We start from the raw sequence: 14,632 nt of genomic DNA, 5'->3' as shown, positions 1-14,632 counted from the left end.
TGAAAACCTTCATATTTTAATTGTTGCTTATGGTAGAACATAATAATACCAGTTTCATCGTTGTATGGATGAAACTGGTACATTGCAATGGAGGAGATTGGGTGTAAACGTAAATTAATTACAACGTTACGTAATTAAACTTTTACAGTACCTTTATTTATCCCGTATTCGCGCAGCTTGTTAGCGATGGCGGTATGACTTAGACCCAATTTTTTGGCGAGCTGACGGGTACTTGGATAAGAGGGATACAGTCGCTTTAATAAATCTTTTTCAAACTTTTTGACTTCTTCGTCCAACGTACCGTCAAAATTTTCATCAATGTATGTGGAGGCCGGGGCACAATTGGGTACCTGGACATCTTCTTTATTAATTTCATTTCCATTTAGCAGTGACAATGCTCTGTATAATGCATTTTGCATTTGACGAACATTACCGGGCCAGGGATATTGTTGGAGAAAGTCTGCACACGGTTTAGATAGCTTAGCGGGTCGCCTGCCTAATTTTCCGCTGTGTTGCAAAATAAAAAGTTCAGCTAAGGGGAGAATATCTGCACGTCGTTCCTTTAGCGATGGTACCACTAAACTTAGTACATTTAGTCGATAGTAAAGCTCTTTCCTGAAACGGCCTTCTTCCACAAGCTGCCCTAAATCTTGGCAAGTAGTACTGATTATTCTTACATCCACTGAGACAGGTTCATCGCCGCCCACGCGTCTAAATTCGCCGTCTTCTAAAACGCGTAATAGCTTAACCTGGAGTTGCGATGACATATCCGCAATCTCGTCTAGCAATAATGTTCCACCTTGGGCAAGTTCTAATAAGCCCACTTTTCCATTAGGCTGATTATATGCCCCAGGTGCACAACCAAACATTTCTGTTTCAGCGACCTCATCGGGTAACGATGCACAATTTAAAGCAAGAAACGCTCCTTCGCTTCGACGACTAGCTTGATGACACGCCTTGGCAATCATTTCTTTTCCGGTGCCGGTTTCACCAAATATCAAGATAGGTGCATCAAGATCAGCGACCTGCTTGGCCTCTTTCACTGCTTTACGCATAGCGGCGGAGTCAGTGACAAAATGGTCAAAACTGTCTGAATCTGGTTGATGAAAAGCGCTAAATTGTTGTCCTAAACGAATTTCTGATTTAAGCATCACGACTGCCCCAGCCAAAATTGGCGTATTTTCATCATCTGGAACCGTGATTGGTAGAATATCGGCTAGAAAGTCCTCTTGTACAAATTTCACCTTGGCTGTCTGATGTTTGGTTTCTTTGCCTTCCATCCAGCGCATGAAATTAAAGCCTTTAACCAGTTCGCTAATTTCTAGGCCCTTAATGGCGGCAGCATTCATACCAAGATCAGCCATCACAGCTTCATTACACATGACGACTTGACCGCGAGTGTCGATGGAAAATACAGGATCAGGTAAGGTTCTAAGCACAGCTGATAATTGGTTTCGTTCCCTTTCACCAGGCATAAAAGGTGTGGTTTTCACATCATCAATACCATCTATCCTTCTTATCTGTGGCATAAGATGTTGAAAATCGGCGAATTCAATATTGGGGAAATTTAGGAAGATTTTGCCGCTCTGCTCAATTTCGATGCCGCGTAAATCAATTTCATGAGTAACAAGAATGTCCAAAACGTCCTGAGTAATACCAAGACGGTCCTGACAAGAGATTTCTAAACGCATACCTAACTTGTTTTTTGTAAACTAAGTTTTACAGAATATCACAATTTATGATCATGACCACAAAAAACTTTTTAACATAAGGGGAGGTGTAAGGAGGAAGAAATAAAGCGGAAGTCATCCTTCCGCTTCTATATTTAACTAGCTTTTTTCTCTTTTGGTGGAAATAAAGGTTCAAATAACCCTTTTGATTTTGCCACTTCTACGAGGGCCATGATGTCCATTTCAGAAATTGAAAACAGATCATCAAACTTATCTAATACGTAGTACAGAGGTTGCATAATATCGATTCGATAAGGGGTGCGTAATGCATCCACAGGATCTAAAGGCTTACGAATTGGTTTATCACTTTCAAGCGCATAAACGGTTTCACCAGGCGAAGAGAGAATACCTCCACCATAAATACGAAGTCCATCTTCTGTATTCATCAAACCAAATTCAACGGTGAACCAGTAAAGCCGCGCAAGATATACGCGATCTTCTTTGCTGGCCGCCAGACCAAGCTTTCCGTAAGTGTGCGTGAAGTGAGCAAACGCCGGGTTAGTCAGAAGCGGGCAGTGACCAAATATTTCATGAAAAATGTCAGGCTCTTGTAAATAATCGAATTCTTCTCGAGTGCGAATGAACGTTGCTACGGGGAACTCTTTATTCGCTAACAGCCTAAAAAACTCTGTAAAATTAATTAGCGCGGGTACTTCCGTCGTTTTCCAGCCTGTGGTTTCAAGCAATACTTTATTGATCTCTGGTAACTGAGGAATGGATTGTTCAGTTAATCCAATTAATTTCAGACCATCTAAATACTGTTGGCAAGCTCTACCCTGGATAAGTTCCATTTGTCGGTGATATAGCTCCGACCAGATTTGGTTTTCTTCGTCAGTCCAGGCAATGTAACCATTCTCATCTGAAGGTTTCGATTTGTACGTTGTGCCTTTCATAAAAATTCCGCATAAGCTTTCTCAAATTTGTACGCTAGTCTAATCAAATTTAGGTTGTCCTAAAGAGTCAGGGCGCAGAATGGTTGTAGTAAATCTGTAACAGTAAATTTACAACTGTCTGTAGCTAGCTGCATTAAAACGAAAAAAAGCAGCCAACGCTGCTTTTATGAGTCTATTCAATTCAACATACTTAGAGTCGGCTTATTTCTCTATTCAATTGAAATTCCTTCGAGGTTACGTATTTTTCAATTCGTCTTAGCCTTGCTTCTGACTCTGCGAACTGTTTACTGATATCGAAAAAAGCCTGCTTTGGTGGCTCGCCTGCTTGCCAAACCTTTGTCTTTACTGAGACTTTATCTCCATCGGTAACTTTGTTACGCCACCCTTTACCACTATGTTGAAATATGCTCTCAAGTGGGGCTGTTGTAGAACCTATGGGCTTTTTATCTAAAATAAACCAGCCTGCAATATAGGCAACTAACATAAATGGGCCTGCGAGTAAGAAAAAGCTCGTGACGAAAAGAATTCTTACTAGCCACCGCTCGATACCAAAGTAGTTCGCAACACCGGCACACACTCCCGCAATTCTTGCATGTTCGGTATCACGATACAGTTGTTTGCGCGTGCTCATGCCCTATTCCTCCACTGCGGCGACTCACTGTCTAATATCGCTTCAAGTGTCTGGATACGTTCAGACATTTTTTCAGCAGATTCGGCCAGCTCCTGCAACGTGGTATATTCTTCTGCACTTAAACCCTGATTTACCTGTTTTTTACTACGGTAGTGCAGAATCAGCCATATCGGTGCCACAAAGATCATAAATATTATGATCGGCGCGACAATCAATCCAATAATTCCCTCTGACATACATCACCTCCTAATTAATCTATATTTATACGCGCTTCGCTATGCAAAGCGCACTTATATTTTACTCACTTTTCGACGTGTTCGCTGGCTTTGATGACTTCTGAACCTTCGCTTTAAGTGCAGCTAATTCTTCATCAATTTTGTCATCCGTGGCCAATTCAGCAAACTCATCCTGCAACGTTTTCTTGCCTAAGTCGTAAGCTTCAACCTGTGACTCAAGATCATCTATTTTACGCTCATATTGCTCAAAGCGCCCCATGGCGGCATCAACTTTATTACTATCCAGCGTTTTTTTCACGTTTAGACGCGAGCTAGCCGTTTTCTGACGCAGAATAATCGCTTTTTGACGACCTTTGGCATCAGCAAGTTTCTCTTGTAACTGGCCAATTTCGTCTTGCAGTTTATTTATTTGCTCATCAACGATCCCCAACTCTCTTTCTAACGTGTCGGATGCTTCATTACACTTTTTCTTCTCTTGAAGCGCGGCACGAGCTAAATCTTCACGATCTTTACTCAATGCAAGTTCTGCTTTTGCCCCCCAATCTTCTGATTCAGATTGGTATTTATCAATTTGTGCAGTAATTTCTTTTTTACTTGCTAACGTTTTCGCGGACGTAGAACGTACCTCAACTAATGTATCTTCCATCTCTTGAATGATGAGACGAACCATTTTCTCTGGATCTTCAGCTTTATCCAGCAAAGCATTAATATTTGAATTCACTATATCAGTGAAACGCGAGAAGATACCCATAATAATTACCTCAATCTCGTATCAATGGAATGCGTTTCCGCATTAGTTTATTTACCTTTGCTGTTGATGTATTCAATATGCTTGCCAATTAGCTCAGCAAAATAAGTCAATGAATTTACGAGACTTTTCTCCATGAAAATAATATTCGTTATACCGTGAGTTTTAAAGTACACTACTAATTGGTCGATTTCGCTAATAATTGAGGAAGTTAATGAGCCGCTATCGTCAACAAGATAATTTGCTAGGCCAGGCGAACAGTTTTTTAGAAGTACTGGAACAAATTTCACAAATTGCCCCCTTAAATAAACCAGTATTAGTTATCGGAGAACGAGGTACAGGTAAAGAGCTGATCGCTGCTCGTTTGCACTATCTATCTCAACGTTGGGATCAGAACTATATTAAGCTTAACTGTGCGGCGCTAAACGAAAACCTGTTGGAAAGCGAATTATTTGGTTACGAATCAGGTGCATTTACGGGTGCAGCAAAACGTAGAGAGGGAAGATTCGAAGTAGCGCACAATGGCACCTTATTCCTTGATGAGCTGGCAAACACCTCGGGGTTGGTCCAGGAAAAACTTCTACGCGTTATTGAATACGGAGAATTCGAACGGGTTGGTGGTTCGAAAACGATTAAGACTGATGTCAGATTAATTGCGGCTACCAACGAAGACCTACCGGCATTAGCGGAAGCTGGGGAGTTTCGTGCTGACTTGCTTGACCGTTTAGCTTTTGATGTCGTTACCATCCCCCCTCTGCGCGAGCGTCGCGAAGATATCATGTTGCTGGCCGAAAACTTTGCGATCAATATGGCACGGGAGTTAGAAATGGAGTTGTTTAGTGGGTTCACCGAAAAAGCGAAGCAGACGCTATTGAATTATGATTGGCCAGGAAACATTCGTGAACTTAAAAATGTAGTAGAAAGAGCTGTTTACCGGTGCAATAACCCACATCTTCCCGTTCATCAAATTGTATTGGATCCGTTCGAATCAGCATTTCGTCCCTCGTCTCGTATAAAAACGGTTGATCGCATCGCTTCATCAGGAGCAAACGAAAGAGAATGTGTAAATGAAGGGGTGTTAAATGACGAAGTCGCTACAAAAGTTGAAACCCGTACACCAGACAGAATAGACTACCCCATCAACTTAAAAGATCGCTCTCAACAATTTGAAATTGATATGATTAAGCAAGCCCTGGCAGATAGTCAGTTTAACCAAAGGCGGACGGCGGAAAAGCTTAGCCTCACCTATCATCAATTGCGCGGTTATCTTAAAAAGTACAATTTGCTCGATTCTACGCAAGAGGCGGTCGAGTAATTTATGCTACGCGTCAGTCGGCTACTAACTGCTATTATCGCTTGGACTACAGCAATTGTTTTGGGTGGATGCTCACAGGGTAAACCGGAAGATTTTTATCGTTCAGGTATTATCTATTGTTCTGAAAGCAACCCTATAAATTTTAATCCTCAGTTAGATACCTCCGGCACCACGTCTGATGCGTCCTCTCATCAAATCTATGGGAGACTATTGGATTTCAATCCGGATTCTGGACGGATAGAAGCCAGTTTAGCGAATAGCTGGCAGGTTTCTGAAGACGGTTTAACGTATGAATTCCAGCTACGAAAAGGCGTAACCTTTCATACCACTGATTATTTTACGCCTACCCGAACATTTAACGCAGATGATGTCATTTTTAGCATTGATCGCTGGCGCTTGCCTTCACATCCCTATCATAACGTATCGGGAGGCCGCTATGCATATTTCGAAAGTTTAGGCATCGCTGACAATATTCAAGAAGTAGCGCGATTAAACAGCTACCGGGTGCGAATTAAGCTCATTAACCGTGACAGTTCCTTTTTGGCAAATTTAGCCACTGATTTTTCGGTTATTCTTTCCGAAGAGTATGCTAAACAATTAATGCAGAAAGGCGTACCGGAACGAATTGACCATTATCCAGTAGGTACAGGCCCTTTTAAATTCCAAAGTTATCGAAAAGATCATTATATTCGCTTTAAACGTCACGAGAATTACTGGCGTGACACCCCTCGTAGCGAACGGCTAATTTACGACATTACGCCCAAAAGCTCATTGCGACTTGCCAAATTGATAACAGGGGAATGTGACGCAATTGCCTTCCCATCTCAAGCTGAAGTCGAGGTGATTAGGCAACGGGACCAACTAGAACTTGCGGAAAAGCCAGGGTTAAATATTGGGTTCTGGGCGTTCAATACCCAGAAAAGTCCCTTTAATAACCCAGACGTGCGCCGCGCTCTGGCTTTCGCGATCGATAAAAATACACTGCTCGAAACAGTTTATTTTGATAGCGCAGTTCGCGCCAAAACTTTACTCCCTCCAGCAAGTTGGGCATATCAGCGTGATGCTGATGATACTGCATACAATCCGGTACTTGCACGCAAGCTTCTTAATGATGCCGGCGTACCCGAAGGATTTCGTATGACAATTTGGGCGATGCCAGTCGAGCGAGCGTACAATCCTAATGCGGCAAAAATGGCTGAGTTGATGCAACGCTACTTGGCTGAGGTAGGTATAAAAGCCGACATTATTTCTTACGATTGGACAACCTTTCGTCGGCACCTGCGCGATGGTGCGCATGATTCTGTTTTGATTGGTTGGTCCGCAGATAGCGGTGATCCTGATAATTTCTATCGTCCGCTGTTGAGTTGCGGGGCAATACCATCTGGCACCAATCGCGCTATGTGGTGCAACAGTAACTACGATAGGCTAATTAACGCCGCGCTCAAAACAGAAAATATCGAACAACGTAAACGAATTTATCAGCAAGTTAATCGACTTCTTTATGAGCAATTACCCCTTGTTCCTCTCGCTCATGCTTACCGGTATCAGGCATACCGCTCAGGGTTGTCTGGTATGTCGATCAACCCATATGGGGGAATTAACTTTGCAGGAGTAGAGAAAAAACTGTGATCAACGCTCTGTCTCGATACACGATATTATTTACCCTTACGCTGCTCGTGTTGGCGTTACTTTCGTTTTCGTTGATTTATATGTTTCCCGGTGACCCCCTCATCAATCTTACTGGTTTGGTGCCACAGAATGATATTCAACGTGAGGCGTTAATTAAACAATTCAAACTTGATCAACCCTACCCAATTCAATTTTACCATTACCTACAGCAACTATTTAGTGGCAACTGGGGTTATAGTTTTATATCTGGCGAGTCTCTGCGCGACGAAATTGGTATTGCCATGCCCGCTACGTTTGAATTAAGTACCTATGCAATGGTCATAGCAGTGATAATCGGTGTTCCTGTGGGTTGTTACGCTGGATTGAGGAGCTATACCGCTTCTGACTATGCTATTAATACGGCTAGCATTTTCAGTTATTCTTTTCCCGTTTTCTGGTTGGCCTTGATATTTATTTTATTTTTTAGCTTAGATGCGGGAATGGTTCCACTATCAGGACGTATTAGTTTATTGTTTGAAGTGCCAAACAAAACTGGATTCATACTAATCGATATATTATTAGCTGAAGATATCAACCATAGCCTCGCGTTGAAAGATGCCATCAAGCACCTGATTTTACCCACAATAACAATTGGTTTGATAAGTACGGCGGCCATGATTCGGATTACCCGTCGCTCAGTAATAGATGTGGTGAACAGCCCTTACATTACTGCGGCACGGTCCAGAGGACTAAGTAAACGCCAAATATTCATGCGTCATATTTTACGCAACGCCTTGCTCCCTATTTTACCTTTGATGGCTATCCAGGTAACGACGCTCATTACCAACGCGATGATCGTCGAGACTTTATTCTCTTGGCCTGGTATCGGTAACTGGCTAATAAATGCTATAAACCAACGAGACTATCCTGCATTACGTATTGGGATGCTCGCGGTTTCTACCATGGTGATTACGTTGACCATCTTAATTGATTTCTTTAATAGACTTATCGATCCAAGCAGGGAAAAATTCGAACGTGGCACAATTTAGTCTCTATCAAGAAGAATTCCACCCATCCCCCTGGCAGAAGACGTGGCGGGAGTTTCGTTCAAGCCATATAGCATCGCTAGGATTAATGATATTGTTATTTTTTCTTGTGTTCTCGCTATTTGCGCCAATCATTGCCCCCTACGATCCCTTACAACAAAATGTTAACGCACTTTTTATACCGCCTAGCTGGAACGTTAACGGGACTATATCGCATTTGTTTGGCACGGATGCGCTAGGTAGAGATCTCTTTTCGAGAATAGTGTATGGCTGTCGCGTTACACTAGGTAGTAGCATTTTGTTAGTGTTGGTCGCAATGGTTGTAGGTGTGACGATTGGTACAATTGCGGGCATGCTAGAGGGTGTGCGCTCCAGCGTAATTAACCACCTTCTTGATGCGCTTATGGCAATTCCTACCTTGCTCATAGCAATAATTATTGTTGCTGTACTGGGTACAGGTTTAGTTAACAGTATGTGGGCTATCACGCTGGCTCTTACCCCCCAGTTTGTTCACCACACACGTTCCTTTGTACGCACCGAAATGAAAAAAGAATATGTATTAGCCTCCAAGTTGGATGGAGCAAATCATCTTCAGCTTTTCTTTTATTCGATTCTACCTAATATGATTGAAATGCTTGTCGTCCAGGGCACCATCGCATTGTCTATTGCAGTTATCGATATTTCTGCTTTAGGTTTTCTTAATCTAGGTGCGCGCCCCCCGGTCCCTGAACTAGGAGCAATGTTAGCTGACGGAATGGACGTTGCTTATGTCGCACCTTGGACTGTCGCGTTGCCAGGTTTAACTATATTTTTAATAGTATTGGCAATTAATGTAGTCGGTGACGGTTTGCGCTCTGCCCTTAGAAAGAGGTTAACTCAATAATGCCAATGCTGGATATTAAAAATTTGACCTTAGAAATGGAGACAGGCGGTGTTCGGGTTAAGGCGCTGGATCGCGTTAATCTGGCTATCAACAGCGGTGAAATTAGAGCCTTGGTTGGAGAGTCAGGCTCAGGAAAAAGTTTGATCGTTTCGGCAATCTCAGGTGCTTTGCCTCCACAATGGCATGTTACAGCAGATAGAATGACCTGGAAGGGAGAAAACTTGTTGTCGATGCGTTCAGAAGAGCGCCGGGAAATCATGCGGCGAGACATTGCTGTAGTGTTTCAGAATCCCATTTCGGCGATGGACCCGTCAACCACATTAGGTGAACAACTTGAAGAAAGCATACCTAAAGAACTTGTAGAAGGTAAATTATTCTGGCAACGCAAGCAATCTCGTAAACGCACTGCTATAGGACTCGTGCATAAGGTCGGTATCAAAAATCACGAACATTACTTAAATGCTTTTCCTCACCAAATCTCTACCGATATTGGACAAAAATTCATGATCGCCATGGCGTTAGTTTCGCAACCAGATTTGCTGATTGCTGACGATCCTACCCGGGGAATGGAAACCACCACCAAAACTAAAGTTCTAAAACTGTTAGCAAGACTAAACCAGACGAAATCACTTTCAATTTTATTTGTCAGCCATGACTTATTGGCCATTGCTAGCATGGCCCATACTATGACCGTGTTATATTGCGGACAGACTGTTGAATCAGGGCATATGAAACACATCAGAAAACGCCCTCTTCACCCATATACTAAAGCGCTATTAGACAGCGCCCCTAGTTTTCGGAATGATTTGCCACCCAAGTCATATTTACCCACTTTAGACGGTACTATCCCAACGCTTCAACATGTACCTATTGGGTGCCGCCTGGGCCCACGATGCCCTCGCGCACAAAAGCAATGTGTCGTTACGCCTGCTGTCCGAAAGGTTCATGATCATACCTATAGCTGCCACTTCCCTTTGCATATGGATAAGCGATGAGTGAAATATTAAAAGTTAACCAACTTTATTTTAAACACTGTAATAAAAAAAGCTGGTTGAAGAAACCTGAAGTGTTTGAATTGGGGCCTATAGATCTGGATGTGCGTCGGGGCGAAACCATTGCAATAATTGGTGAGAATCGGGCCGGAAAATCTTTGTTAGCTAAACTGTTAGTGGGTGCATTAAAAGCCGATAGCGGCGAAATTACCCTTAACAGTCACTTTGCGCATCATGCTTATCAGCCATCGCATATCAGCCACGATGTACGAATGATTTTTCAGTTCAGTGGTGAGGCCATGAATCCTGGTTTGCCGGTAGGTAAAATACTTGATGAACCTTTACGGCTGAATACAAAATATAATGAAATTGAACGCCGAAAATTAGTTGAAGAGGTCCTGATAAAGGTTGGTCTTCTTCGTGAACATATATACTTTTATCGTCACATGCTATCAGATGGCCAGCAGCAACGGGTCGCTCTTGCGCGTGCGCTCATACTTCAACCCAAGATATTAGTGGCAGATGAACCCTTTGCGGCTCTTGATCCCTCTGTGCGCTCACAAACGGTTAATTTGATCCTGAAGCTACAAAGCGAGATGGGCCTTGCATTTATCTTCATCTCGCATAATCTCGGTATCGTCAGACACTTAGCCGATAAAATTATCGTGATGGAAAATGGTCAAATTGTCGAGTCAGGTAAAACGGAGACCATCTTTCGGTGGCCGCAGCACGATACGACTAAAAAGCTAATTTTGGCTTATCAATCGTTGGTACCACAGCAAACACTTCGCTAACCCACCAACGCAAGCAGCACGCCCGCGGCCACCGCTGACCCAAGCACACCGGCGACATTCGGCCCCATAGCATGCATTAATAAAAAATTATGCGGGTTTGCTTCAAGTCCAACCTTATTCACCACTCTAGCCGCCATAGGGACAGCCGAAACGCCCGCAGCACCAATCAAAGGGTTAATTTTTTTGCTGCTTAAGCGACTCATCAACTTTGCCATTAACACCCCTGTGGCCGTACCAATCCCAAATGCCACCGCTCCTAGTGCTAAAATCCCAAGTGTTTCAACGGTTAAAAATTTCTCTGCGGATAGTTTAGAACCAACGGCTAAACCTAGAAATATAGTAACAATATTGATTAGTTCATTCTGTGCCGTTTTGTTCAAGCGTTCTACCACACCACTTTCGCGCATCAGGTTACCAAGACAAAACATTCCTACTAAAGGCGTGGCAGCAGGTAAAAAGAGAATAGTTAATAACAACACCGCTATGGGAAAGACTATTTTTTCTCGTTGGCTTACTTCTCTGAGCTGCTCCATTTCTATTTCTCGCTCGGCGGGCGTGGTTAACGCTCTCATGATGGGCGGCTGAATAATCGGAACCAGGGCCATATAAGAATACGCAGCAACCGCGATAGCACCGAGTAACTCTGGCGCCAGCCTTGAGGCAAGAAAAATGGCTGTTGGACCATCAGCACCGCCAATAATGGCTATCGCGCTCGCATCTTGCAAGGAAAACGAAAAACCCGGAAGCCAATTCAGCGCAATCGCGCCAAACAAGGTCGCAAAAATACCGAACTGAGCAGCAGCACCAAGCAACAGCATGCGGGGATTAGCAATAAGCGCTCCAAAATCCGTCATTGCTCCTACCCCCATAAATATCAGGAGCGGAAATACCCCTGTATCAATGCCTACATTATAGATGTAGTAGAGAATCCCTCCTGCCTCTGAAAACCCCGCCAGAGGGATGTTGGTCAGCAATGCTCCAAAGCCAATGGGAAGTAAAAGCAAAGGCTCAAATTTTTTCACTATCGCCAAATACAGCAATGATAGACCCACCAGCATCATCACAAGTTGGCCAGCAGAGAAATGGGCCAAAGCAGTGCTTTGCCACAAAACGTTGAATTTCTCCATTTGCTAGCCCAGCTCTACTAGTTGTTGACCACTCTTCACCGAGTCTCCTTCTGATACCATAATATTGGTAACGTCGCCTGAATGAGCAGAACGTATTTCCGTTTCCATTTTCATTGCTTCTAAGATAATGATCACTTCACCTTCAGAAACATGCTGACCTGTTCTTACCAGTACTTTAAATACATTGCCAGAAAGCGGAGCATTTATAGCAATTGTCTCAACTGAACCTGAGGCTGGTTTGCTTTCTTGTGACGAATTTTGTTGAGGTTTAGCCACCGCTGACTTCACGGTACCAGCTGGACTTACTTGTACTTGATACGCTTTACCGTCGACTACGACATCATACTGTTCTGTCGAAGCTTCCTGTGCTTTAGAGTCAACCGGTTCAGGGGGGGCCGCTTCGGTTTGCGTCTCTTGATTCGTCGGCGCGGGCTCAAAGGCATCAGCATTGCCACGATGTTGTAAAAACTTTAAACCAATCTGAGGGAACAAAGCATAAGTAAGTACGTCGTCTACCTTGTTGTCCGCAAGTGAAAACGACTTTTCCTCAGCTAACTGAATTAACTCTTCAGTTAGCGAATTCATTTCAGGTTTTAATAAATCAGCTGGTCTGCATGTTATTGGGTCATGTCCATCTAGTACACGCTCTTGCAGAGATTTATTTACGGGTGCTGCTGATGCGCCATACTCGCCTTTCAAAACCCCTGCGGTTTCTTTAGATATGCTTTTGTAACGCTCACCAGTCAACACATTAATAACTGCCTGCGTTCCGACAATTTGCGAGGTAGGGGTAACCAACGGAATATAGCCTAAGTCTTCACGTACTTGTGGGATTTCTTTTAGAACCTCGGCAAACCTGTCCAAGGCATTCTGTTCTTTGAGTTGACTTTCCATATTCGTTAACATCCCACCTGGCACCTGCGCCGTTAAAATTCGCGCATCGACACCTTTTAGACTGCCCTCAAACTGGCTGTATTTTTTCCGAATATCTCTGAAATAGTCTGCAATAGGTTCGAGCTGATTTAACTTTATTCCCGTCGCGCGCTCTGTGTCTTCCACGATAGAAACAATTGTTTCGGTAGCAGTATGGCCATACGTCATGCTCATCGGTGAAATCGCTGTATCGAGCATATCTATACCGGCATCGATTGCCTTTTGGTAAGTAGCCGTACTTAGGCCAGTTGTAGCATGGCACTGCATTGCAATGGGCACCGAAACTGTTTCTTTCAACCCACTGATTAACGCTTCACATGTGTATGGATTCAACAAGCCAGCCATGTCCTTGATGCATATTGAATGTACGCCTAAATCTTCCAACTTTTTGGCCATGGTCAACCAGCTATCAAGATTATGTACAGGGCTGACGGTGTAAGCGAGTGTGCCCTGAGCATGCGCGCCACAATCTAATGTCGCTCTAATCGCCGTGGCTAAATTTCTCACGTCATTCATTGCATCGAAAATGCGAAATATATCGACACCATTTTCGTGAGCTCGTTGAACAAACTTTTCCACCACATCATCAGCATAATGACGATATCCGAGTAAATTCTGACCTCTTAGTAACATTTGCTGGGGTGTATTAGGCATGGCTTTTTTTATCGCTCTGATCCGCTCCCACGGATCTTCTCCCAAATACCGGATGCACGCATCAAAGGTTGCGCCTCCCCACGATTCAACAGACCAATAACCCACTTCATCTAATTGCTGAGCAATAGAGAGCATATCTTCAAGACGTAAACGCGTGGCCAATAATGATTGATGCGCGTCTCTTAAAACGAGTTCGGTGATGCCAAGCGGCTTAGACATGTTTAATCCTTAACGTTTAATCGATGCTTTTTTCGATATTGATGAACCGCAGCCCCTATTACTGCCATGGTTTTTGCGTCTGGTTGATCATCGGTATTTGGCAGGGGGGCCTGCGGGAGTGTTGTTTTAGGGTCTGTATGGAAATGACCGGGAAATTTTCGGCAAAATGCAGCAATAAGGTTAATTGCCGCTATCAAAAGGGTGAGAAACAGGAAAACGAATGTCATACCGATAACCAATAATGTTGACGCTTCAAAAAGCAGAGTGGAAATTGCTTCTGAGTTCATTACCCTATTTACCCGTATGCGGTCACCAATTAACTATAAGTATCACGTGGTTACTTTAAACTCAATAGAACGGATGGGGTATAAACCAGCAAATTTTCGCCCTCAATAAATCGATATTGGTTCGGATATGTGTGCTTACACAGCCTAAGAGTTTTCCCCTTATTGATAAGTTTATTGCCGTATGGTTTCAAAAGATAAAAGTAAGCGAAGTTAGTACAATTAAAAATTGAAGAACTCTAGGTCGCTGCGTGGGTAAGGAAACGTACATTCTTTTCGCTTTTATCTAACCGGTTACCAAGTTTGAGCCAATAGGATTTCGCTTACCACTGCGCAAGCTGTTTAAATAACTTAGCTTGCGCTGCCTGAACGACTCTCGCTCTGCGAGAGGCTGGCAATCCAACACACTAAAAAACAAAAAACCCACCGTGAGGTGGGTTTATAAAATGGCGCGTGTGGAAGGGTGAAGGCGGATTTGAGCAAGCCAACAATTTGGCTTGCGCTGCCTGAACGACTCTCGCTCTGCGAGAGGCTGGTCA

14 protein-coding genes are annotated in these 14,632 nt (G+C 43.4%); 6 read left to right on the top strand and 8 right to left on the bottom strand.

Features of this window, described 5'->3' with window-relative positions; translation table 11 throughout:
- Window positions 1–134 precede the first annotated feature (134 nt).
- The 5 genes from tyrR to pspA form a co-directional block, all read right to left on the bottom strand.
- Entirely contained in the window at window positions 135–1,691 is a 1,557-nt protein-coding gene (gene tyrR / locus OPS28_RS13810; RefSeq protein WP_265610052.1) for a transcriptional regulator TyrR, read from the bottom strand.
- Window positions 1,692–1,825: 134 nt separating this feature from the next.
- On the bottom strand, window positions 1,826–2,623 hold the full coding sequence (phhA, locus tag OPS28_RS13805) for a phenylalanine 4-monooxygenase (RefSeq protein ID WP_265610051.1): 798 nt from the start codon (window positions 2,621–2,623) through the stop codon (window positions 1,826–1,828).
- Between the two features lie 190 nt (window positions 2,624–2,813).
- Window positions 2,814–3,254: an envelope stress response membrane protein PspC gene (gene pspC / locus OPS28_RS13800; RefSeq protein WP_265610050.1), complete on the bottom strand. Its 441-nt coding sequence runs from the start codon at window positions 3,252–3,254 to the stop codon at window positions 2,814–2,816.
- Window positions 3,251–3,490 (bottom strand): envelope stress response membrane protein PspB, encoded by a 240-nt coding sequence (pspB, locus tag OPS28_RS13795; protein ID WP_265610049.1) that lies wholly within the window; start codon window positions 3,488–3,490, stop codon window positions 3,251–3,253. The genes pspC and pspB overlap by 4 nt, the downstream gene beginning before the upstream one ends.
- A gap of 61 nt (window positions 3,491–3,551) precedes the next feature.
- A complete protein-coding gene (gene pspA / locus OPS28_RS13790; protein ID WP_265610048.1) occupies window positions 3,552–4,241 on the bottom strand; it encodes a phage shock protein PspA in 690 nt (229 codons plus the stop codon).
- Window positions 4,242–4,452: 211 nt separating this feature from the next.
- On the opposite strand from pspA, the gene pspF reads away from it, so the two are divergent.
- Genes pspF through OPS28_RS13760 form a run of 6 tightly spaced genes read left to right on the top strand, consistent with a single transcriptional unit; the run spans window position 4,453 to window position 10,876 of the window.
- Window positions 4,453–5,553 carry a phage shock protein operon transcriptional activator gene (gene pspF / locus OPS28_RS13785; RefSeq protein WP_265610047.1) on the top strand — a complete coding sequence of 367 codons (1,101 nt, stop codon included), beginning with the start codon at window positions 4,453–4,455 and terminating at the stop codon, window positions 5,551–5,553.
- Window positions 5,554–5,556: 3 nt separating this feature from the next.
- Window positions 5,557–7,182, top strand: a complete 1,626-nt coding sequence (locus OPS28_RS13780) for an ABC transporter substrate-binding protein (RefSeq protein ID WP_265610046.1) — start codon at window positions 5,557–5,559, stop codon at window positions 7,180–7,182.
- Window positions 7,179–8,210, top strand: a complete 1,032-nt coding sequence (locus tag OPS28_RS13775) for an ABC transporter permease subunit (RefSeq protein ID WP_442864001.1) — start codon at window positions 7,179–7,181, stop codon at window positions 8,208–8,210. The genes OPS28_RS13780 and OPS28_RS13775 overlap by 4 nt, the downstream gene beginning before the upstream one ends.
- Window positions 8,197–9,090: an ABC transporter permease subunit gene (locus OPS28_RS13770; RefSeq protein ID WP_265610045.1), complete on the top strand. Its 894-nt coding sequence runs from the start codon at window positions 8,197–8,199 to the stop codon at window positions 9,088–9,090. Before OPS28_RS13775 ends, OPS28_RS13770 begins: the two co-directional genes overlap by 14 nt.
- Window positions 9,090–10,085 carry a peptide ABC transporter ATP-binding protein gene (locus tag OPS28_RS13765; RefSeq protein ID WP_265610044.1) on the top strand — a complete coding sequence of 332 codons (996 nt, stop codon included), beginning with the start codon at window positions 9,090–9,092 and terminating at the stop codon, window positions 10,083–10,085. The genes OPS28_RS13770 and OPS28_RS13765 overlap by 1 nt, the downstream gene beginning before the upstream one ends.
- Window positions 10,082–10,876, top strand: a complete 795-nt coding sequence (locus OPS28_RS13760) for an ATP-binding cassette domain-containing protein (RefSeq protein WP_265610043.1) — start codon at window positions 10,082–10,084, stop codon at window positions 10,874–10,876. Before OPS28_RS13765 ends, OPS28_RS13760 begins: the two co-directional genes overlap by 4 nt.
- Here OPS28_RS13760 and OPS28_RS13755 read toward each other — a convergent pair.
- From OPS28_RS13755 to OPS28_RS13745, 3 genes are read right to left on the bottom strand one after another with little or no spacing between them, the layout of a single operon-like run.
- On the bottom strand, window positions 10,873–12,003 hold the full coding sequence (locus tag OPS28_RS13755; RefSeq protein WP_265610042.1) for a sodium ion-translocating decarboxylase subunit beta: 1,131 nt from the start codon (window positions 12,001–12,003) through the stop codon (window positions 10,873–10,875). The genes OPS28_RS13760 and OPS28_RS13755 overlap by 4 nt on opposite strands.
- A 3-nt stretch (window positions 12,004–12,006) precedes the next feature.
- Window positions 12,007–13,809, bottom strand: coding sequence for a sodium-extruding oxaloacetate decarboxylase subunit alpha (gene oadA / locus OPS28_RS13750; RefSeq protein ID WP_265610041.1), 1,803 nt, complete (start codon window positions 13,807–13,809; stop codon window positions 12,007–12,009).
- Window positions 13,810–13,811: 2 nt separating this feature from the next.
- Complete coding sequence (locus OPS28_RS13745) at window positions 13,812–14,096, bottom strand: OadG family protein (protein WP_265610040.1); 285 nt, start codon at window positions 14,094–14,096, stop codon at window positions 13,812–13,814.
- Window positions 14,097–14,632: the final 536 nt, after the last annotated feature.

The organism is Alteromonas sp. ASW11-130 (genome assembly GCF_026183735.1).
In the GTDB taxonomy this organism is placed as follows: domain Bacteria; phylum Pseudomonadota; class Gammaproteobacteria; order Enterobacterales; family Alteromonadaceae; genus Alteromonas.
Note: the sequence above shows the minus strand (reverse complement) of the source record. Positions and strands in the feature narration are given on the sequence as shown.

Coding starts and splice junctions, on each gene's coding strand:
- tyrR (WP_265610052.1), bottom strand. CDS start 1,691: ATGCGTTTAGAAATCTCTTGTCAGGACCGTCTTGGTATTACTCAGGAC.
- phhA (WP_265610051.1), bottom strand. CDS start 2,623: ATGAAAGGCACAACGTACAAATCGAAACCTTCAGATGAGAATGGTTAC.
- pspC (WP_265610050.1), bottom strand. CDS start 3,254: ATGAGCACGCGCAAACAACTGTATCGTGATACCGAACATGCAAGAATT.
- pspB (WP_265610049.1), bottom strand. CDS start 3,490: ATGTCAGAGGGAATTATTGGATTGATTGTCGCGCCGATCATAATATTT.
- pspA (WP_265610048.1), bottom strand. CDS start 4,241: ATGGGTATCTTCTCGCGTTTCACTGATATAGTGAATTCAAATATTAAT.
- pspF (WP_265610047.1), top strand. CDS start 4,453: ATGAGCCGCTATCGTCAACAAGATAATTTGCTAGGCCAGGCGAACAGT.
- OPS28_RS13780 (WP_265610046.1), top strand. CDS start 5,557: ATGCTACGCGTCAGTCGGCTACTAACTGCTATTATCGCTTGGACTACA.
- OPS28_RS13765 (WP_265610044.1), top strand. CDS start 9,090: ATGCCAATGCTGGATATTAAAAATTTGACCTTAGAAATGGAGACAGGC.
- OPS28_RS13760 (WP_265610043.1), top strand. CDS start 10,082: ATGAGTGAAATATTAAAAGTTAACCAACTTTATTTTAAACACTGTAAT.
- OPS28_RS13755 (WP_265610042.1), bottom strand. CDS start 12,003: ATGGAGAAATTCAACGTTTTGTGGCAAAGCACTGCTTTGGCCCATTTC.
- oadA (WP_265610041.1), bottom strand. CDS start 13,809: ATGTCTAAGCCGCTTGGCATCACCGAACTCGTTTTAAGAGACGCGCAT.
- OPS28_RS13745 (WP_265610040.1), bottom strand. CDS start 14,096: ATGAACTCAGAAGCAATTTCCACTCTGCTTTTTGAAGCGTCAACATTA.